Origin of the sequence: Bifidobacterium sp. ESL0745, assembly GCF_029433335.1 — a bacterium.
Lineage (GTDB): Bacteria > Actinomycetota > Actinomycetes > Actinomycetales > Bifidobacteriaceae > Bifidobacterium.
Genome location: NZ_JAQTHX010000001.1, coordinates 1534361 through 1555059 on the forward strand (window position 1 = coordinate 1534361; position 20699 = coordinate 1555059).

Consider the following 20699-nt stretch of genomic DNA (forward strand, 5'->3'; position numbering starts at 1 on the left):
ATGTCACCATTGCTTTCTAAAATTGGACGTTATGACTGATCAGGACAATAGCATTATCAATGCAAACCTTTCGCCCCTTCCCGACAGGGTCGGTGTCGACGGCTTGGAAGACAAATGGCGTGCCGAATGGGATAATGACGGCACCTACGATTTCGACATTCCGCGCGATGGCAACGACCAGCCGGACCGCAAGGCCGTCTACTCCATCGACACCCCGCCGCCCACCGTTTCGGGCAGCCTGCACGTCGGCCACGTCTTCTCCTACACCCACACCGACGTCATCGCCCGCTACGAGCGCATGAAGGGCAAGCACGTCTTCTACCCGATGGGCTGGGACGACAACGGCCTGCCCACCGAGCGCCGCGTGCAGAATTATTACGGCGTGCGCGTCGACACGTCGCTCAAATACGATCCCGATTTCAAGCCGCCGTTCGAGGGAACCCAGGGCAAGAAGATCGAGGCCCGCGACCAGGTGCCGATCAGCCGCAAGAACTTCGTTCAGCTGTGCGAGCGGCTGACCGCGCAGGACGAAAAGCAGTTCGAGGCGCTGTGGCGTTCCTTGGGCACGTCCATCGATTGGCGTCAGACCTACCACACCATCGGCGAGCACCCGCAGCGCGTGGCACAGAAGGCGTTCCTGCGCAACCTTGCGCGCGGCGAGGCTTATCAGAAGGACGCGCCAAGCCTTTGGGACGTCACCTTCCAGACCGCAGTGGCACAGGCCGAGCTGGAAAGCCGCGAATATGACGGCTTCTACCACCGCGTCGCCTTCCGCTTCGAGGACGGCACGCCGATCTACATCGAGACCACCCGCCCGGAGCTCTTGGCCGCTTGCGGCGCGTTGATCGCTAATCCTGACGACGAACGCTACAAGAAGTATTTCGGCCAGTACGTCTACTCCCCGCTCTTCAAGGTGAAGGTGCCGATTCTGGCGCACCCCGCCGCCGAGATGGACAAGGGCGCCGGCATCGCGATGTGCTGCACCTTCGGCGATCAAACCGATATCGAGTGGTGGCGTGACCTGAACCTTCCGCTGCGTCCGATCATTCAGCGCAACGGCCGCATCATCATGAGCGTGCCGGACTGGATTGAAGACGAGGGCGGCAAGCAAATCTTCGAGGAGACTGAAGGCAAGACCACCTTCACAGCCCGCAAGATCATCGTCGAGCATCTACGCGAATCCGGCGATCTCGACGGTGAGCCGAAACCCACCAAGCGTATGACAAACTTCTACGAGAAGGGCGACAAGCCGCTCGAAATCGTCACCTCGCGTCAGTGGTACCTGAAGAACGGCGGCACCGATATGAAGCTGCGCGCCGAACTGCTGGAGCGCGGCAAGGAACTGCAATTCCACCCTGACTTCATGCGCGTGCGCTATGAGAACTGGGTCAACGGCCTGAACGGCGACTGGCTCATCTCGCGCCAGCGCTTCTTCGGTGTCCCGTTCCCGCTGTGGTACCCCGTGAAGGCCGACGGCGAGCCGGATTACGATCACCCGATCACCCCGAGTGAAGATCAGCTGCCCATCGATCCGACCAACGATGTGCCGGACGGATTCAGCGAGGACCAGCGCGACGTGCCCGGCGGCTTCACCGCCGAAAAGGACATCATGGACACCTGGGCCACCTCGTCGCTGACCCCGCAGATCGTGACGCATTGGGAGGAGCCAGATCAGGAAAGCAAGGACCTCTTCAAGGCCACCTTCCCGATGGATCTGCGCCCGCAAGGACAGGACATCATCCGCACCTGGCTCTTCACCACGATGGATCGCGCACATCTTGAGAACCATTGCCTGCCGTGGGCACACACTGCGCTTTCCGGCTGGATCCTCGACCCAGACCACAAGAAGATGTCGAAGTCGAAGGGCAACGTGGTTGTTCCCAAGGAGCCGATCGAGAAGTACGGCGCCGACGCAGTGCGTTATTGGGCTGCCTCCGCCAAGCTTGGTCTTGACGCCACCTACGACGAAGGACAGATGAAGATCGGCCGCCGCCTGGCCATCAAGCTCTTGAACGCCACCAAGTTCGCACTGGCCATCGGCCGCGAGGACGACAACCATCATGTCGGCGCCGCCGCCACCGCTGCTTGGAACCCGGCCGACGTTACCGAACCGCTTGACCGTGCGGTGATGGCGCGCTTGGCCGCCGTAATCCGCGAGGCGACCACCTCGATGGATGCCTATGAACATTCCAAGGCGCTGGAACTCATCGAGACGTTCTTCTGGCAGTTCTGCGACGACTATATCGAGCTGGTGAAGAACCGCGCCTACGGCACGGCCGATTCCACCGGCAAAACGCCGTCACAGGCCGCCGTGAAGTCCGCCCGCACGACGCTGGGCTTGGGCCTTGAGGCGTTCGCGCGTCTTTTCGCACCATACATGCCGTTTGCCACCGAAGAGGTCTGGCATTGGATGCACGCGGGCGAAGGCTCCGTACACACCGCCGCCTGGCCAAAGGCCGAGCCTTACGAGGCCGCCGCCGGCGATGCCGATCCGGATATGCTCGTCTGGGCAGGTAAGGCGTTGGCGGAGCTTCGCGGTTTGAAGTCGCAGGCGAAGGTCTCGATGAAGACCCCGATCTTGAAGGCCACGCTTAATGTCCCGGAAGCCGGCAAGCAGGCCGTTAAGGCAAGCCTTACCGACATCGCCGAAGCAGGAAAGGTCACCGGTCCGCTTACCGTCGCGGTGGATAATTCGGCCGAAACCCCGGACAACGAAATCGTGGTGAACGTCAGCGACGCCGAACTCGGCGAACCGCCGGCCAAGAAGCCGAAGAAGAAGTAGACAAACGAGCGCCCGCCGCAAGGCTGATGACAAGAACATATATCAAGAGGGGTTGCACTTATTGAAAAGTGCAACCCCTCTTACGTTGAGTCTCTTACGTTGAGTCTTCAGCACCAGTTTAATCGGCTGTTTAATGCCACCGGTGCCCAGATCAAGCGTTTGAGCCTAGGGACATCGCCCAGCGGATCATTGTGAGAAAAATCTTTCCTGCTTCCGCCTTCCGTATCAATGGCGTCGTCGAAATCGTCATCGGGATCGATACCGGTTTCCTCGGCCAAATCAGCCGCATCCTCCGCGACGGCATCGGCATTGCCCAATCCGTCCGATGCCTCGACGTCGATTTCACCGTCGATGTCATCGGCTTCACCACCGTCGTCAACATCGTCGACGTCATCCAATGCGTCCGGATCGGCATATTCCTTGGCATCCTCAAACGCAACGGCTCCGGGGGAAATCGGGCTGTCCTTCCGATCGCTCTTCGCCTCACGCTCCTCTTCACGCGCGGCGATGTCCTGCAGCGTGCGGGCGAACCGCATCACCTGTTCGTCACTGATTGTCCTGAGTTTGTCTTTGGTCATCACCGAACGCATGACCATGCGAATGTGCTTGACGTCGAACGCCGGCCCCTTCTCACGCTTCGACTTGTCTTTCCTGGCGTATATTTCCAGGCCGTGCTTGCCCTGATGGGCATGAACGAACGGTGTCCATTTGTGGCCGGTTTGCGAGGCATCAAGCAGCGTGGCGAGACGCGCGATCAGGACCGCGCTTTGGATGGTCGAAAGCCCATGCCACGAGCACATCAGATACCACGAAACCGAGCGATCCAACGTTCCTCCCAGCATTTCGTCGTATTCGTCCATCGCCATCTGCATCAGGGACATTCGGTCTTCGAGCCGCTTCTGTGCGGTATCGATGTTGTCGACGATTTTAAAGCTCTTTCTGCTGACAATCTTCTTGCCGTGTTTCTTGCTCATACCAGCCTCCCTGCCAACATTTTTAAACCTATTACGACGCATTCTATCATTTTTGGAAATTCATTTCCCAAGCATAACCAGAATAAAAAACATCATCATTTGATGTATATTCACTCCATCAGAATCATATTGTCTATTATATGAAGGCGCCAAAACAAACGACCTACAACCGTTTCCAGGCAACTAAGCTGTTATAAAACCATCATAACGATATTACAATTTTGCTTTTGTTCGGCCTCCCCATCGTCCACCGATAGCGTGATGTGCGGAAACCTTCAAAGCCCTCTCACGCGTAAATGTCGAGCACGCCGGGGTCGCCACCAGCGTCGGCAATGCGTTGATGGCGTTTTTTGGCTTCAGTCACCACAAATTCGCGATAGTTTTCCTCGATGTTCGGATCGAGGCCAGCGTTGACGGCGACTTCTTTAAGCCGTTTGGCCTGCCGATTCTCACGTTCCCGATCCTCTGGCGCGAATCCGGCCTGCGCTTTCAGAACGCCGACTTCAGCGGTGTATTTGAACCGTTCCGCAAGCAGCGAGACGATGGCCGTATCGACGTTGTCGATGGACTGGCGCAACTGCTTGATGCGTTCGACGGCCTGCGCGGTCTGCGGGTTCGTCTGCTCTTGCGCGTCGTCGATGGTGGTGTCACGCCAGCCTGCAACTTGTGGGGCGTCCTTGGCCTCACCGGTGTCGTTGGATCCGGAAAAATCAGTCATGTATTCACCATACGACAAGAGCCCCACCGATAACCACACGTGACGATAAATCAAATCAACGATCCAACCCACCACAAATCATCACGCACAAATCATCACGACATAAAGATTGAAGCAGATCGGCAAACAAAACATATCCACATCGCCGATCGCCGATTCGGTACACCACGAGCAGCCATATACACAAACAGCATCCAACCGAGGCCGGATGCTGTTCATAGCGCAATGCTGATATTCAGCGCGAATCAGGCGTTGCCGTTGTTCTGCTTGACGATGGCCTGCAGGAAGTCGCGGTTCGTCGCCGTCTTCTTCAGGCGCGGCACGATGGTCTGATAGGCCTGCTCAGGTTCAAGGCCGCCGAGAAGGCGACGCAGGCGGTAGATGACCGCCAGCTCGTCGCTCGGGGTGATGAGCTCCTCGCGGCGGGTGCCGGAGGCGTTGATGTCGATGGCCGGGAAGAGGCGCTTGTTGGCCAGGTCGCGCGAAAGGCGCAACTCCATGTTGCCGGTGCCCTTGAATTCCTCGAAGATGACCTCGTCCATCTTGGAGCCGGTTTCCACCAGTGCCGAGGAGATGATGGTGAGCGAGCCGCCGTTTTCGATGTTGCGGGCCGCACCGAAGAACTTCTTGGGCGGGTACAGCGCCTGGGCGTCGACACCGCCGGAAAGCACGCGGCCGGAAGCCGGAGCAGCGATGTTGTACGCACGGGCGAGGCGAGTCATGGAATCGAGCAGCACCACCACGTCCTGCCCAAGCTCAACCAAGCGCTTGGCACGTTCGATAGCCAGTTCGGCGACGGTGGTGTGGTCGGAGGCCGGGCGGTCGAAGGTCGAGGAGATGACCTCGCCCTGCACAGTGCGCTCCATATCGGTGACTTCCTCGGGGCGTTCGTCCACGAGCACCATCATCAGGTGCACTTCAGGGTTGTTGGCCGCGATGGAATTGGCGATGTTCTGCAGGGTGATGGTCTTGCCGGCCTTCGGCGGGGAGACGATCAGGCCGCGCTGGCCCTTGCCGATCGGCGCCACGAGGTCGATGAGCCTGCCGATGATCTTGTTCGGCGTGGTCTCCTGCTTCAAGCGTTCCTGCGGATAGAGCGGGGTGAGCTTGGAAAACTGCGGGCGGTTGGCCGCGTCCTCGACGCTCATGCCGTTGATGGTGTCGATGGATTGCAGCGGCACGAACTTCTGGCGCTGGTTGCGGCGATCGCCTTCGCGCGGCTCGCGGATGGAACCCTGCACGGCATCGCCCTTGCGCAGGCCGTACTTGCGGATCTGGCCCATGGAAACGTAGACGTCGTTCGGACCCGGCAGATAGCCGGAAGTGCGCACAAATGCGTAGGAATCAAGCACGTCGACAATGCCGGCGACGGGAACCATGCCCTCTTTGGAATCGGAGCCGCGGCGATCGCGTACTTCATCCTCATTCACGGTGTCATTGTTGTTGTAACGCTCAGCACGATCGACACGTTCCACCCGATTGTTGCGATCGTTACGATCCTTGTAGTCGTAATTGTTGCCACGATCGCGCCCGCGCATCCGACGCTGGCGACGGTCGTTGCCGCGATCATCGCGGTTGTAGCGGTCGTTACGCCGGTTGTGGCGGGTGAACTCGCGACGCGGTTCTTCTTCTTTGACGTCGTTGGCATTGTCCTCGCCATTGTCGGGAACCGGCAGGGTGGCAAGAATATCATCCAAGTCACGGACCTGATTGGACTCGGTGTCATGGCGCGACTGCTGCTCGGCACGATAGTTCCGGCGATGGCTGCGGCTCTCGCCTTCCTCGTCCATCTCGTGTTCGCCGCGATGGCGGGAGACGAACGACCTGCTCCTGCGATGCAGAGGCTCCTCGTCATCGAACACACTGGGCTGGGACGCCCGGTTTTCGTCGCTCTGAACTTCGGAAGACCCTTCATCGGGGTTTTCGACCTGCAAGTTTTTGGTCTTCGAATGGGCACCATGTCGACCTGCCGTCGCATCGGACGCACCGTTGTTGGAGTTATCGGCCGCAGTCTCGGCATGCGAGGTCTTGGTGGCCTTGGCTCCGGAAGCGGCATCATCCTCGGACGCCGTTGCCTTGGACTCACCGGCACCTACAGAAGGCTTGCTCCCCTTGGTATCCTTCGCTTCGCTTTTTTCCGATGTTGTTTTCGGCGTGGTTTTGGGAGCACGGACCGTGACTCCACTCGGCGCCTGGCCGCCTGTCCTTGCGGCTTGTAGGGTGGCGAGCAACTCGGGCTTACGCATCGTTGACGTGCCACGAAGCCCCATCTGTCTGGCGAGCGTTTTCAGCTCTGGCAGCTTCATGTCCTCAATATTCTGGCTAGTTGCCACTATAATGTTGCCTTTCCTTGACTTCCTACGGCATTGCCCGGAAGCTTTATGAAAAAGATGCGGCATATTGTAAAACCGCTTGTGAAATATTCGATACCAGCATGTGGTTTTCGAACTTTTATTCAGCGTACAACCGATACACGACCTTCGCCACGTACGAAGTCGTAGCGTGTCGAAAACATAAAAGGCGAATACTCGCTTTGGAGCATTCGCCTTATCATGTGATTGCTTACCGACTACTTTTCTTCGTGGTAAGACTTTTCGGTGTTGACCGACCAGACGTTCTTCTTGTCGGCGCGACCGGACTTGATGTTGCCGACGGCTTCCATCGCACTGGCCATGGAATGGTCCTGGTTGTTGTAGCGGTGCTGGCCGTTGCGGCCGACGCAATACAAATTACCGAACGAATCAAGATAATCGATGAGCTGTGGCATCTCGTCATAGGTGTCGAAGTAGGCGGGATAGGCCTTCTTGACATGCTCGCGGTGGGAATCAAGGACGTCTTCAGGGCCGTTGATCACACGCATACGAGTGAGTTCCTTGATGGCGAACGCGGTGGCTTCCTCATCGGTCAGATTCCAGAAATCATCGCCTTCCTCGCAGAAGTACTCAAGGCCGACCCAGACAGTGTTGTCGACATCCTTGACCAGATACGGGCTCCAGTTGTTGAAGATCTGCACGCGGCCGACTTTATAACCCGGGTCTTGCACATAGATCCAGCAGTCCGGCACAATCGGCGGATTGCCGAGCGTCTTCATGTCCGTCGTGTTCTTCAAACGCAAATGCTTGACCAAAAGGCCGACGGTGACAAAGTCTCGGTACGGCAGGCCGTTGGCGATGCGCTTCATATCGGCGGGCACGTCCTCGGAGGTCTTGGCGATTTCCTTCGATGTGGCGGAATCGGCAGAATCAGAAGCCTTGCCGGTTTTGTCTTCCTTGGCCGCGCGATCGATGGCATTGACCAGATCCTTGACCGGCATGGACGAGATGAAATCGTCCGCAGCGAGCTCGACGTGCTTGCCGTCGGCGTCTACATACACCACGCTGGCGATGCTGCCATCGTCTTTCTGGCGCAGCTCGACCACGTTCGCATCGGTCAAAACCTTGCCACCATTGTCGACGACCTGACTTTCGACGATCTCCCAAAGCTGACCCGGACCAAGCTTCGGATACCAGAACTCCTCGATCAGCGAGGTCTCCACATCCTTGGAGTCACGCTTCTTCGGCATCATCTTCGCGATGGCGTTCTTGAGCACGCTGATGACATTCAGGCCGCGCACGCGCTGCGCGCCCCAATCCGCCGAGATCTGGGAGGGGGTACGCCCCCACACCTTGGTGGTGTAGCCTTCAAAGAACATCGAATAGAGCTGGCGGCCGAAACGGTTGATATAGAAGTTCTCCAGATTGTCCTCAGGAAGCTTGTGAATCATGCTCCACAGATAGCTGAACCCGGCCTTCAACGTCAGCTTGAGGCCCAGCGCCTTGAACAGCGCCGGCGAAAGCGAAATCGGATAATCGAGAAAATGCTGGTTCCAGAAGATGCGCGAGACGCGATGGCGCTTGAGCATCACGACGTCCGTCTTCTCCGGATCCGGGCCGCCGGGCTCGAGGTCGTGGTGACGGCCGAGCTTCTTGTCGTCATAGGAAGGTGCGCCCTGCAATGGCATGATGTTCTTCCACCAGTCCATCACGCGGTCGTCCTTGGAGAAGAAGCGATGGCCGCCGATATCCATGCGGTTGCCGTTGTGCTTGACGGTGCGGGAAATGCCGCCGAACTCGCGCGTCGCCTCCAAAACGGTGACATCGTACTTGTCGGCGCCACCGTCCTTCAGCAGCTCCCAAGCAGCCGTCAGGCCCGCAGGCCCGCCGCCGATAATCACCACAGACTTCTTACCCGCATCCTCAGCCACAACTGCCTCCCAAAAACCATACCTTGAAGCCAATGCCCCATAATTCAAATCATCACTAGCCTACACGCAAGCGCAAACGGCTATTATCAATGCCAAGAACGTACACGAAGCATCTGCAAGTTCACTGGAAAAATACTGCCGATAAAGGGCTATTAACCATCACAATCATGGTGATATGCATCACAATCAATGTCTTGCCTCACAACCAAAATAAAATCATGAGTTTCACAATCATCGGCATTTTGCGCATTATTCGTAACTTCAATACATGATTCGCAAATCTCTGAAGCTGCAATCGTGTTGGTAACAGCATGATAGATATGACGCCCCCACACCAAAAAATAACCAACAGCGCCGGATGGAATTTTGTCAAAGAACGGAAGTCTGAACCATGCATGTCAACGATGACCAACAGATAATCGAAGTGCCGCCAATGGGCAAGCCGCAACGGTTCCGCGAGGCGCTGGGGCGCGCGGCTCCCTATCTCATCGCCATGGTGCCCTGTGTCGCGATACTGCTCGGGACCTACTTCTACATCAGCAGCCACACGGGGTGGATGCGCGGAAAACAATACATTTTTCTGAAAACGCTGAATCTGGCGGCATTCGGCATTCTGGTCATCTGTCTGGCGATCAGTCTCATCATTCTCAGAAGAGCGTTTCAGATAACTTTCGACGCCAAGGATATCTGCGAGGCCTACGGGCTGACGCGTATCTGCACCAGGCCAGACGGATTTACCAAGCGTGGCATCAGGCGATCTTCGCCTTCCCGCGCCCGCAAGCGCGAAATCACCAGAATCTTTTTCCCCAAAGGTGTCAATCGCTTCTCGTTGGTCTGCCAACTCAAGGAACGCCCCGAGGAGGCGATTTTCGTGCCATACGGCAGCAGCAAAGAGAAGATACGCGCCCAATTGGAGCAGCTTCCGGAGCCGTTGAAACGCAATGCCATCGGCATGCAACGATGCATCGTCAGTTTATCCGGAAACGGCCTGATTCTGCAACTGACGGAAAGCCCGATCGGCATGCTGCCTCGTGAGGCGGTCCCGCCGATAAAGGAATCCGTATGGCTTACCGGGCGAGGCTTCAGCGCCCATAGTGTCGACGAGATCCGGCAAGCACAATTCGAGATGGCCGAGGCGCAGCTCGACGACAACTTCAAATTCGCAAAAGAGAGAAGCAGCTGGTCCAGGAAAAAGCATCAACACCGATGGCAGGGAACCTTGGCGGAAGACATCACCTTATATACAAGCCGAAAAGTCATTCAATAATCATTGAATCGTCAGATCGTCAGATCCGATAATCGAAAGAAGACATTCATGCGTACCTATGGAGTAGACGGAGCCCTGCTTACGATGCTCAACGCCCTGCTGCTGCTTTACATGATTCCGTTCATCCCGTGGACCATCTACAACACCGTTCGCGGCTGGTGGCAGTGGCGATATCAGACACCGGAGTCGGTCGAACACGACAGGGCCTTTCGTGACACACGAGAAGAATACAAAAGAATCAAAATCTGCTGGCAGTGGCGTTGGTTCGTCGCACATATCAAACCCACTCACACGCTGGCGGAAAGAAACTGGTGGGGCGCCGAGCACTTCGATGCCGATGAACAGGATTATCGTTCCCGGGCGGAAGCCTGCCTGCTTCAATTCGTCATTCTTGCAACCGTTATGCTGCTGATTTATTGGAAGTACGGCATACCTGTGTAAGTCCATACAGCAGAATCCCCTGCCGATTGGGGTGTTTTAATCACCCTGGTGGCAAGGGATTCTTGTTTCCGGCCTTCCGGCTTACAGCGATTCAGGGATGTCGATGTCGGACTTCTGCACTTCCTCTACATTGACGTCCTTGAACGTGACAATCCGCACATTCTTGACGAACCGCGAGGAACGATACACATCCCAGACCCACGCGTCCGTAAGCTGCACGTCGAAATACACGTCCTGGCCGGCCGAACGCACGTTGAAATCGACCTTGTTGGCCAGGTAGAAACGGCGTTCCGTCTCCACGACGTAGGTAAACAGCTTGATGACGTCCCGGTACTCCTTGTAGAGTGCCAGCTCGGCGTTCGTCTCGTAATCGTCGAGATCTTCAGCGCTCACTGAACGCTCCCCCCTGCTTTATCGTTTGACGTCTTCTTGCCGTCGTCATCGGCCTTGTTCTGGCTGCTGTGACCCAGATTGCGCCACCACGCCCTTTTGGATTTCTTGCTTTGCGTGGCCGAATACGGCCATGAAGTTTCATCGACGTCGTCGCCATCACTTTTCTTGTCAGGTTTTGAAGGCGCCAGCTCCGCATCATCGGAAGCGGACGGTTTGATGTTCGCCTTCATGGTATTGGATTCAGTCTTCTTAACACCAGCCGAAGTTGCATCATGGGCAAATCGGCTACCGGCATCAGCCTTGCCGTTTTGTTGGACAGTCTCAGGCGACCTGCCACCAACGTGCCGTCCTCCGGCGTTGCGGCCGGAATCGTTTCCGTCCGTTTCACCGCAGCTGGCATCGACACCGGCAACGTCTGGCTTGTCTTTCCTGGCCTTGTGCTGCTTGATCTCGATGGAATGTTCGCGGGCGGCCATGGCCTCCTTGACACCGGGATTGCCCTCGATGACCCGCATACCAAAGGCGTCAAGCGAGCGAATCGGATCGTACTCGTCGGCGAGTGTATCGAGAACTATTAAATTCTGATATTTCCCGATAGAAGCGTCCCACAACGAATCGCGGGAGGTACCCGACTTGATAAAGCCCAAAGACTGATAGACCGAAAGCGTACGCGAGCTCTTCTCCGGCACCGCGACCCAGATGCGGTGCATGCCAAGACCCACCGGCGGGGTGGCGAAACCGTAGGTCATCACACGCGGCATCGCGTCGCGCGAGTAGCCACGGCCGCGATAGTCCTTGCCCAGCATCACCTGGATACGGGCGGAACGCGCCCATCCATCGATATCGATCAGGAAAATCATGCCAATGACATTGTCGGTGGCCTCGGCATCGACCTTGCCGTCAATATCATGGTCGGCGTCGGTCAGAATGGCCCAGGCCATGGTGCGGCGGGCTTCGGGGTCGCCCACCCCCGAATCGGAAGAGGCGATGCCATGGGCCCACGCCACCGAACGTTTGACCCAGGCCTGAACGACGGCGCGCTCGGACTGCTTGTCCTTGCCGGTGTCACCGGAAGCGTTGAAATAGACTTCCAGCTGATCGAGCTTGGGAATATCGTCAAGGGTGGCGGGGCGCAGATGCACCATCTCGCCGCGAATCTCCGGTATTGTAATACGCTTGGGCAGCTGCCGCACATCCGCCTGAACAGTAGGGTTTTCGGAGTTTCCAGACATTTGCTTTCATTCCTCCAACACGCTTGGAACCTTTATTAAGGTTACTGTATTCGTCTGACTATTCGCTGAATGCTTTCATACACGCGCTCTATAGAAAATGGGACGAACGCATTTCTGCATTCGTCCCATAAATTTTAGTTCCTATAAGGACTTTAGCCCTTCATTTTCTTGATGACCAGAGCGCTGACGGCCTTGGCATCGGCCTGGCCGTGGGTGGCGCGCATGACGGCACCGATGATGGCACCCATCGGCTTCATGTTGCCACTCTTGAGCTTTTCGGCCACATCCGGGTTGGCGGCGAGGGCCTCGTCAATCGCCTTGTCGAGCGCACCGTCGTCGGAAACGACCTGATAGCCGTGCTTCTTCACCACTTCGTCAGGAGTGCCTTCGCCGGCGAGCACGCCAGTGACGGTCTGCTTGGCCAGTTTGTCGTTCAACTTGCCGTCGGCGACGAGCTTCTCGACCTCGGCCACATCGGCCGGGGTGATCGGCAGCTCCTCAAGCGAAAGGCTGCGCTCGTTGGCCACGCGCGAAATCTCGCCGAGCCACCACTTGCGGGCACCGGCTGCGGTTGCGCCGTCCTTGACGGTCTCTTCGACCAGGTCAAGTGCGTCGGCATTGATGATGTCACGCATCTCAAGGTCGCTCAGATTCCATTCCTTCTGCAGACGGGCGCGGTGCTCGCGAGGCATCTCCGGCATGGTCTTGGCGATTTCGTCGATGTGGTCCTGCGTGATGTGCAGCATCACGAGGTCGGGATCGGGGAAGTAACGGTAATCGTTCGCATCGGACTTCACGCGGCCGCCGGCAGTGGTCTGCGTGGCCTCGTCCCAGTGACGGGTCTCCTGCAGGATCTCGCCGCCCTCGTCCAAGATGGCCGCCTGACGACGAATCTCGTACTGCAGCGTCTTCTTGATGCCGCGGAAGGTGTTGACGTTCTTGGTCTCACTGCGGGTACCGAGCTTGGTCTCGCCCTTCTTGCGCAACGAAATGTTGACGTCGGCGCGCATATTGCCCTGCTCCATGCGGCCATGGGAAATGCCCAAGGCGCGCACGATGTCGCGGATGGCACGCATGTAGGCGTCCGCAATCTCCGGAACGCGATCGCCCCCGCCTTCGACGGGCTTGGTGACGATCTCGATCAGCGGAACGCCGGCGCGGTTGTAGTCGACCAGCGAATGGTCGGCGCCTTCGATACGGCCGTCGGCACCGCCCACGTGGGTGTTCTTGCCGGCGTCGTCCTCGATGTGCGCGCGCTCGATCGGCACGCGGAAGGGGGTGCCGTCGTCAAGCTCGATATCGAGGTAACCATTGCCGTTGGTCGGCTTGTCGAACTGCGAGATCTGATAGTCGCGAGGCATATCCGGATAGAAATAGTTCTTACGTGCGAACTGGCTCCACTCGTTGATCTGGCAATGCAGCGCCAGACCCAGCTTGATCGCGAAATCGACGGCGGTCTTGTTGACCACCGGCAGCGAGCCGGGCAGACCGAGGCTTACCGGGGTCAGCTCCGTGTTCGGTTCCGCGCCGAATTCTTCGTGCGCCGGGCAGAACAGCTTGGTCTGCGTGCACAGCTCGACGTGGGTTTCCAGACCGAATACCGGGTCAAATTCCTTGACGGCATCGGAATACTTCATCAATTTTTCAGCCATGATTTTATGCTCCTTGCCGTCCGATTACTTTGCGTTCCCGAGCCACGGGGTCTTGAGGGACTGCCAGATCGGGCCGCCCCACTGCTCCTCGAGAGCCGCTTCGAGCGCGGCCGCAGGCTTGTACATCTGCTCGTCGTGCTTCTGCGGGGCCATGAACTGGAAGCCGACTGGCAGGCCGTCGTCCGAAAGCCCGGCGGGAATGCTCATCGCGGGAGTTCCGGCCATATTCGCCGGAATCGTGGCAACATCGCTCATGTACATGGTCAGCGGGTCATTCATCTTCTCGCCGAACTTGAACGCGGTGGTCGGAGAGGTCGGGGCGACCAGCACGTCGGCCTTTTCGAACGCCTTGTTGAAATCGTCGATAATCAGCGTGCGGACCTTCTGCGCCGAGCCGTACCACGCGTCGTAATAACCGGCGGAAAGCGCATAGATGCCGAGGATGATACGGCGCTTGACCTCGTCGCCGAACCCGGCTTCACGGGTGTAGGCCATCATGTTGGCGGCGGTCTGCGGCACACCTTCCGGGGGCATCACGCGCAGGCCGTAACGCATGCCATCGTAACGGGCCAGATTGGAGCTGACCTCGGAAGGCATGATGATGTAATACGCTGCAAGCGCATAATCGAAGTGCGGGCAATCGACCTCGACCACTTCGGCACCCATATCCTGCAAAAGCTTGACCGCTTCGTTGAAGCGGGCTTCGACGCCGGGCTGATAGCCGTCACCGCTCAGTTGCTTGACGAGACCTACGCGCACGCCCTTGAGGTCGCGCTTATAGCCTTCGCGGGCAGCCTTGGCAATCGGGGGCACGTCCATCGGGATGGACGTGGAATCACGCACGTCGTGACCGCCGATGATTTCCTGCAGCAGTGCGGAATCGAGCACGTTACGGGAAACGGGGCCGATCTGGTCGAGCGAACTCGCCATGGCAATCGCGCCGAAACGGGAGACACCGCCGTAGGTGGGCTTGACGCCGACCGTACCGGTCAGCGAACCGGGCTGGCGAATCGAGCCGCCGGTATCGGTGCCGAGGGCAAGCGGGGCCTCGAACGCGGCGACCGCGGAAGCGGAGCCACCGCCGGAGCCACCGGGGACGCGAGAAGTGTCCCAAGGATTGTGGGTCGGGCCATACGCGGAATGTTCCGTGGAGGAACCCTGCGCGAACTCATCGAGGTTGGTCTTGCCGAGCAACGGCATGCCAGCGGCCTTGAGCTTCTTGATAACCGTGGCGTCGTATGGCGGAATCCAACCTTCGAGAATCTTCGAGGCGGCCGTGGTTTCGATGCCCTTGGTGACAATCATGTCCTTGATGGCGATCGGCACACCGGCAAGTTCCGGCAGATCCTCGGTTTCACCTGCGGCGTTCTTCTTGTCGAATTCGTCGGCCTGGGCGCGAGCCTCGTCGGCGGAAACGTGAAGGAAGGCGTGCAAATCCGGCTCGGCGGCGTCGATGACGTTGAGTTCAGCGTCGACCAGCTCGCGGCTGGAGACTTCCTTGTTGCGAATCTTCTCCGCCATCTGCGCGGCGGTCAATTTGACCAGTTCGTTTGTTTCGGCCATCACTCGTCACCTCCAAGGATTCGCGGTGCCACGAACATACCGTCTTCCGTGGCAGGGGCGCCGGAAAGCGCCTCTTCGCGGGTCAGCGGCTTTTCGGGAACATCGGGGCGCAGGTACGCCTCAAGCGGGACCGGGTTGGCAGTGGGTTCGACGTCGTCGGACGCGACTTCCTGCACCTTGTTGATGGAATCGGCGATGACGTTCAACTCGCCTTGCATGCGGGTCGCTTCCTCGTCGGTGAGCGCGATCTGGGCGAGATGGCCCAGATGCTCGACTGTTTCTCTTGTGAAAGTAGGCATAGCCTTAACTATATGAGTCGTCTGTGACGTTCAGATGACATCTATTTATAAGTAATTCTGCCCATATCAAAAGTGTGTTGATAAAGAAGACAATCCGTATAAGTCAATCCGCCAATGGATTCGTTAATAAAAATCGATAAAACTTATCTTTACTCACTCTAAGACGAAAATCATCGATGATTTCTTGCAATGAATTTCAGAAGTCATTTTGTCATCGTCGCCGGCCCGTTCAGCTTTCGCAGAATCTTCAAGCTCATACATTCTGATAATACGATCCAGTTCTGCTTGCTCTTTCGCATTAAGCTCACGAATTTTGATTACAGGGCCCAGCCACCCTCCGGCCAATTGCCATTCTCAAACTCAGCCGCCATATCATCAAGTTGCTGAGGCGTATAGCCGAATTCACGTTCAATCTCTTCGTTGTTCATCATTGCGCAGCGATGGCTTCGCTCGAAGGCTTTTCAAAATGTTTCGCACCGCCCGGGCCGTACTCAGCCATCATTCGCAACGCCGTGGCTTCATCCATGTTTCCAGAAACTGTCGGGCTCCAATAACCGTCATCCAGCCAACTGCCGTCTTCAGCTTCCTGAACCCAAGCATCAAGCTTCTGCTCGGTAATGCCAAGACGATCACAAATTGCTTTCTCGTCCATCAGAACCTCCTTTTCCGAAATCCGTGTCGTTTCAGTATACGCTTGGCAGGCGGCGTCAACGCATGGAAAATAGTCCATCCAGACCTCGTATTATAAGCAGCGGTCATCTCGAGAATTCTGCCCCTATCATCAACACCAAGCACAGACCAACGTTCAGAGCCGTCAGGTCTCAGCTTTGAATCTAACTTCGTGCGCCACGCATGTCTCACATCGTCATCACATATATCGGGATGACGCTGGTGGGTCCTCGGGTCGATCACCGGCTTTTCGTATGTTCCGTTCATGCATCAATTACACGCGCTTTGTCTACAGAAAGGCAAGCTAAAACGGGTGCTGTGGTCGGATGATAGAGGTTATCCACATTTGAGGCGTGTCGAGGGATAGGTGCTCAAATCATCCACAGACCTATACACAAATCGAAGATAAGATTCACCATTATCCACAATCAGAAAAAGTCCGATTCGTTCGTGCGTAACGCTTGGAAACTGCTATACGAAAATCAGTCATATAAAACAGATAACAATATTTTGAGGGAATCGACGGTATTTATGTGTGTGTATGACCGATAAATCAGACAAATTAGTATACTGGTAAAAGCAAGAAGGATTCATACATTGGTGATATGGGTGCGGAGGACATAATGAAGGTCAAAGCTTGGGTGAGGGTAGTCTGCGGCTTGGTAGCCTGCGGACTTTCGCTTTCCTTATCGGGCACTGCACTGGCTTCCACCGACCCGACAGAATCCGGAAGAAGCCATAACTCCAGTACCCCCCCAGCACAATAACCTCAGGAAAACAGCAGCAAATAAGTCCTGAACAGTCACCGGCAGCATCGGAAAAGTCAGATACAACTGGCACAGAAACTCGACAAGTCAGTACACTAGAAGATTCAGAAGAACCATCAACGCAAAGCTACACGGTTCCAAATCTCATTGTCAATGGCGGCTTCGACTACCCGACTATCCCCGATTGGCTGGGCATGTCATGGGTGATAGTCGATCTGCTAAGTACAAAGTATGGCAACGACACTGGGGGCTATTGGCACTACCTGTCTGAAATGAACAGATCAAAGTTCGGCTGGCATTCAACAGATACCGCGCATGGTTACGAAGAAATGGACTTAGCAAAATACGATAGTCCAGTATTCAACCAATACATAGATTCCATCGGCTCTGCACCGGGCTACATTGCTTATCAGGACGTTTCGGTAACCCCCGGGAAAACCTATCAGTGGCATCTACGCCAACTCAGTAACCATTTCGATGTCGACAATGTGGACAACATATTAATCGGTACACCCGCACAGGTAGGAACTGGAACCAGCGGAACAACTGTCCAGAACCACATTCGTAGAACCAGCATCAACGGAAAAGGGACCGATAGATCGGGAGATGTGGGATCAGCTATATCCACCGATAATGGAACAGACGGTAGCGTCCCGACAGCATCTCTCTGGGAAGATTACGAAGGCAAATACACCGTGCCAGCCGGCGTAAGCACGATACGTTTCGCCATCAAAGACGTCACCCCTAGCAATACGCCAAGCACGACAGACGGCGGGATAATAGATGATGTTTCGTTCTATGAAACTGAATCCCTCACTTATGATGCCAACGGTGGGACTGGTACGGTGCCGACGCAAGTCGCCAATGGACTTGGCGCTTGCGAAGCCAATCAGATTCCCGGGGAAGAGCTCACACTACCCACAGCCGCACACGACAGCGACTGCTGGGACTCGTCGATGTTGACGCGCACGGATGCCACATTCGCCGGGTGGTCGTTGACTAAACACGACCCGTTCGACAATCAAACCGATGCCCAGAACAATGGCTCGATAATTACCCAAACAACTATGCCTGCAAGCGCTTTGACACTATATGCCGTCTGGGTGCGAAAACCTCATACCGTGGAGTTCAAAGAGCAAGGTGGAGCCAATGGGACCGGTTCGGCGTCATTAATCTCAAGCGCCAGCGTAGCTCACAACGGACACGTCACTGCCCCGAGTCCTCCAGGCACATACAATGCTGGAATCAGCTTTAAAAACTGGGGCGTAGCGACAGACGGCAACACCGACGGCGAAGGGCAGATGGAGACGTTTACTCCTGCGAGCGATGCGATAACCGACGACAAAACCATCTGGCCGCTGTGGGGATATACCGATAGTGGTACATCCGCCTCGTGCACGTTGGGTGTCGATACGATAGCCACCTGTTTCCCTGATGCGACTCTCGCGGGACTTATCGTTACCAAGGCTGGGGCGACAGATGCCACTGCAGTATGGACTATGCGAGACGCCTTGGCCATCATCGATCTGGACGTCAGCAACCATATCATCGCCAATCTTGACGGCTTGCAGACTTTAACGAACCTGGTATCGCTCAATATCAGCAGTATCAGTACCGGCGGCGTCACCACCACCCCGCTCACCAACCTCACGAAAATGACGGCGCTCAAGGCCAATAACGACAGCATCACAAGTCTGGCCAACATCGAGACGCTGACGCAACTTCAAACGCTCTACGTTTCCGGAAACGGTATCTCCGACATATCGGGCATCAGTTCGCTGTCGCAACTCCGCTCGTTTGATGTTTCCAGCAACAGCGTTTCCAACCTGACCGGCGTCGGATCATTGACGAATCTGAAGTCGTTGAATATCTCGAACAACACTGTCTCTAGCTTGTCGCCGCTATCGACGATAAGCGGACTTATGGCACTCGACGCGGAACACAACGCCATCGAAGACGTGACACCGCTGAAAACCCTCACCGGCCTTCAGACGCTCAAACTCGCGTACAACCACATCACCGACATTTCTTCGCTCAAGGGCCTCAGTAACCTCGCTGCCGGCAATCTGACGCTTTCCAACCAGACCAAAACGCTTACAAGTGTGATAGCCGACCCTGGGATTACGATGCAACCGGCCAAAACGGTGAACGCATCGGATCCGGCAGGGTCTCCGGTCGCGTCCTCGACCTCTGCTCTGAGTCCTTCGGACAACACCAGCGTCAATAGCACGACAGGCGTGGCCACTTGGAACGGACCATTAACGACTCCCGGCGGCAATGTTACGCAAGATTTCAGCACCTCGGTAACGCTGGGAAGCGCCACCGCTACTTTCAGCGGAAAAATCACCCAGCCCTATACGGTCGCACAGCACACAGTCTCATTCGACCTCAACTCAGGCACAGTCTCTTCCCCTATTTCCAACCCCACCGTGTATAGCGGCTACAAGACCTCAAAACCGACGGAAAAACCCACACGCTCCGGCTATTTCTTCACCGGTTGGTACACCAGCGTCAACGCCACAACCGGCGCCGGTGTAGGCGATGCATTCGATTTCGACAACACGCCGATCACCGCCGAAACCACCCTGTACGCTGGCTGGGTCCCGGCATTAGCAGCGATACCGCTGACCGGAACCGCATGGCAGACGCTCGCCGGACGTTTCGGCATCCTCATAGCGCTGATTGCCCTCAGCACAGCAATCGAACGACTGGCCAAACGCAAAAGATTCTCAAGCAATATCGGCAACAAGTAGCTTCGAATAGAACTCACAACAGTTACGATGAGAATAAAAACCGACGCAGGAATCGAGTTTCTGTAAGACTATTCCAAACTGATACATATCTTGAATTGCAGATGATAGATACCGGCGTCAACGATATATCCTGCGAACGTGCATATACCCTATTTTATCGAGTCAGGTGCTGGGAGATCCAGCAGTGCATCGCCACTGCAGCGGCCGCACCGGCGTTGATCGAGCGCACCGAACCGAACTGAGAAATGTAGACCACATCATCGGCCAGTTCCAGTGCCTTTTGGGAAAGACCAGGACCTTCGGCACCGAACAACATCAGGCAACGGTTCGGGAAACGGTAAGTTTCAATGGGAACTGCCCCCGGAATGATGTCGAGCGCGATGATGCGTGAGGCTCTGGCATCCTCGGCAATGCGGTGGTATCGGGCCTTGTCCGCTTGAGACTCTGCCTTGGCCTTGTCGGATTCTGCTTGCTCGATTTCTTCAGCAATTTCCCGCTTCCAGCTTGTCACCAGATCCTCAATGGAAGGGTGATGGTCAACGTGCTGATAGAGCTCGGTCATCAGCGCACCCTTACGGTTCCACTTGTGCGGGCCGACGATATGGACCTTGCGGGCGGCAAAGGCGTTGGCCGTGCGCACCATCGAACCGATGTTGAAATCGTGGGTCCAGTTCTCCACGGCCACCTCGAAACCGTGACGACCTTGTTTGTCGAGGTCGGCCTTGATGGCGGCCACCGACCAATAGCGGTATTTGTCGAGCACGTTGCGGCGGTCGCCGTTGTCGAGCAGTTCCGGATCGTAACGTTCGTCGAAACTGGGCGATTGCGGGTCATCGGGACGGGATTCATCAGGATGGGTCTCGGCCCACGGGCCGACGCCTACCTCACGGAAAACCGGCTCGCCAGAAGCTTGCGCTGCTGCGGTTATCGGATTCGGCTCACGCAT

At 56.5% G+C, this 20699-nt stretch carries 15 protein-coding genes; 4 read left to right on the top strand and 11 right to left on the bottom strand.

The features are described 5' to 3' along the window. The first annotated feature begins 31 nt into the window (after positions 1-31). A complete protein-coding gene (gene valS, locus PT275_RS06030; protein ID WP_277153262.1) occupies positions 32-2782 on the top strand; it encodes a valine--tRNA ligase in 2751 nt (916 codons plus the stop codon). A gap of 107 nt (positions 2783-2889) precedes the next feature. On the opposite strand, the gene PT275_RS06035 is transcribed toward valS, so the two are convergent. The 4 genes from PT275_RS06035 to PT275_RS06050 form a co-directional block, all read right to left on the bottom strand. Continuing rightward, positions 2890-3756 (bottom strand): hypothetical protein, encoded by an 867-nt coding sequence (locus PT275_RS06035; RefSeq protein ID WP_277153265.1) that lies wholly within the window; start codon positions 3754-3756, stop codon positions 2890-2892. Between the two features lie 286 nt (positions 3757-4042). Next, entirely contained in the window at positions 4043-4474 is a 432-nt protein-coding gene (locus PT275_RS06040) for a chorismate mutase (protein WP_277153267.1), read from the bottom strand. Positions 4475-4719: 245 nt separating this feature from the next. Continuing rightward, entirely contained in the window at positions 4720-6807 is a 2088-nt protein-coding gene (gene rho, locus PT275_RS06045; RefSeq protein WP_277153269.1) for a transcription termination factor Rho, read from the bottom strand. Between the two features lie 236 nt (positions 6808-7043). Next, positions 7044-8717, bottom strand: coding sequence for an NAD(P)/FAD-dependent oxidoreductase (locus tag PT275_RS06050; RefSeq protein ID WP_277153270.1), 1674 nt, complete (start codon positions 8715-8717; stop codon positions 7044-7046). A gap of 391 nt (positions 8718-9108) precedes the next feature. On the opposite strand from PT275_RS06050, the gene PT275_RS06055 reads away from it, so the two are divergent. Beyond that, positions 9109-9984 (top strand): hypothetical protein, encoded by an 876-nt coding sequence (locus PT275_RS06055; RefSeq protein ID WP_277153272.1) that lies wholly within the window; start codon positions 9109-9111, stop codon positions 9982-9984. A gap of 48 nt (positions 9985-10032) precedes the next feature. Next, the gene (locus PT275_RS06060; RefSeq protein ID WP_277153274.1) at positions 10033-10425 is read left to right on the top strand and encodes a hypothetical protein; all 393 of its coding nucleotides are present in this window, start codon (positions 10033-10035) and stop codon (positions 10423-10425) included. Between the two features lie 81 nt (positions 10426-10506). Here the strand turns inward: PT275_RS06060 and PT275_RS06065 are convergent, their stop codons facing one another. The 6 genes from PT275_RS06065 to PT275_RS06090 form a co-directional block, all read right to left on the bottom strand. After that, positions 10507-10818, bottom strand: a complete 312-nt coding sequence (locus PT275_RS06065; RefSeq protein ID WP_277153276.1) for a DUF2469 domain-containing protein — start codon at positions 10816-10818, stop codon at positions 10507-10509. Next, a complete protein-coding gene (locus tag PT275_RS06070; RefSeq protein WP_277153278.1) occupies positions 10815-12050 on the bottom strand; it encodes a GNAT family N-acetyltransferase in 1236 nt (411 codons plus the stop codon). Before PT275_RS06070 ends, PT275_RS06065 begins: the two co-directional genes overlap by 4 nt. A 152-nt stretch (positions 12051-12202) precedes the next feature. Then, positions 12203-13702: an Asp-tRNA(Asn)/Glu-tRNA(Gln) amidotransferase subunit GatB gene (gatB, locus tag PT275_RS06075; RefSeq protein ID WP_277153280.1), complete on the bottom strand. Its 1500-nt coding sequence runs from the start codon at positions 13700-13702 to the stop codon at positions 12203-12205. A gap of 24 nt (positions 13703-13726) precedes the next feature. Next, on the bottom strand, positions 13727-15265 hold the full coding sequence (gatA, locus tag PT275_RS06080) for an Asp-tRNA(Asn)/Glu-tRNA(Gln) amidotransferase subunit GatA (protein ID WP_277153282.1): 1539 nt from the start codon (positions 15263-15265) through the stop codon (positions 13727-13729). Beyond that, positions 15265-15564 (bottom strand): Asp-tRNA(Asn)/Glu-tRNA(Gln) amidotransferase subunit GatC, encoded by a 300-nt coding sequence (gene gatC, locus PT275_RS06085; RefSeq protein ID WP_277143481.1) that lies wholly within the window; start codon positions 15562-15564, stop codon positions 15265-15267. Before gatC ends, gatA begins: the two co-directional genes overlap by 1 nt. A 427-nt stretch (positions 15565-15991) precedes the next feature. Further along, the gene (locus PT275_RS06090) at positions 15992-16216 is read right to left on the bottom strand and encodes a hypothetical protein (protein ID WP_277153284.1); all 225 of its coding nucleotides are present in this window, start codon (positions 16214-16216) and stop codon (positions 15992-15994) included. 1392 nt (positions 16217-17608) lie between these two features. Between PT275_RS06090 and PT275_RS09235 the strand changes: the two genes are divergently transcribed. Then, entirely contained in the window at positions 17609-19753 is a 2145-nt protein-coding gene (locus PT275_RS09235) for an InlB B-repeat-containing protein (RefSeq protein ID WP_277153286.1), read from the top strand. Between the two features lie 154 nt (positions 19754-19907). On the opposite strand, the gene PT275_RS06100 is transcribed toward PT275_RS09235, so the two are convergent. Then, complete coding sequence (locus PT275_RS06100) at positions 19908-20699, bottom strand: TrmH family RNA methyltransferase (RefSeq protein WP_277153288.1); 792 nt, start codon at positions 20697-20699, stop codon at positions 19908-19910.

What these genes read in the sequence shown, in the direction of transcription:
- PT275_RS06035 (WP_277153265.1), bottom strand. Translation starts at nt 3,756, where the DNA reads ATGAGCAAGAAACACGGCAAGAAGATTGTCAGCAGAAAGAGCTTTAAA.
- gatB (WP_277153280.1), bottom strand. Translation starts at nt 13,702, where the DNA reads ATGGCTGAAAAATTGATGAAGTATTCCGATGCCGTCAAGGAATTTGAC.
- PT275_RS06040 (WP_277153267.1), bottom strand. Translation starts at nt 4,474, where the DNA reads ATGACTGATTTTTCCGGATCCAACGACACCGGTGAGGCCAAGGACGCC.
- gatA (WP_277153282.1), bottom strand. Translation starts at nt 15,265, where the DNA reads ATGGCCGAAACAAACGAACTGGTCAAATTGACCGCCGCGCAGATGGCG.
- PT275_RS06055 (WP_277153272.1), top strand. Translation starts at nt 9,109, where the DNA reads ATGCATGTCAACGATGACCAACAGATAATCGAAGTGCCGCCAATGGGC.
- PT275_RS06100 (WP_277153288.1), bottom strand. Translation starts at nt 20,699, where the DNA reads ATGCGTGAGCCGAATCCGATAACCGCAGCAGCGCAAGCTTCTGGCGAG.
- gatC (WP_277143481.1), bottom strand. Translation starts at nt 15,564, where the DNA reads ATGCCTACTTTCACAAGAGAAACAGTCGAGCATCTGGGCCATCTCGCC.
- valS (WP_277153262.1), top strand. Translation starts at nt 32, where the DNA reads ATGACTGATCAGGACAATAGCATTATCAATGCAAACCTTTCGCCCCTT.
- PT275_RS06090 (WP_277153284.1), bottom strand. Translation starts at nt 16,216, where the DNA reads ATGGACGAGAAAGCAATTTGTGATCGTCTTGGCATTACCGAGCAGAAG.
- PT275_RS06060 (WP_277153274.1), top strand. Translation starts at nt 10,033, where the DNA reads ATGCGTACCTATGGAGTAGACGGAGCCCTGCTTACGATGCTCAACGCC.
- PT275_RS06070 (WP_277153278.1), bottom strand. Translation starts at nt 12,050, where the DNA reads ATGTCTGGAAACTCCGAAAACCCTACTGTTCAGGCGGATGTGCGGCAG.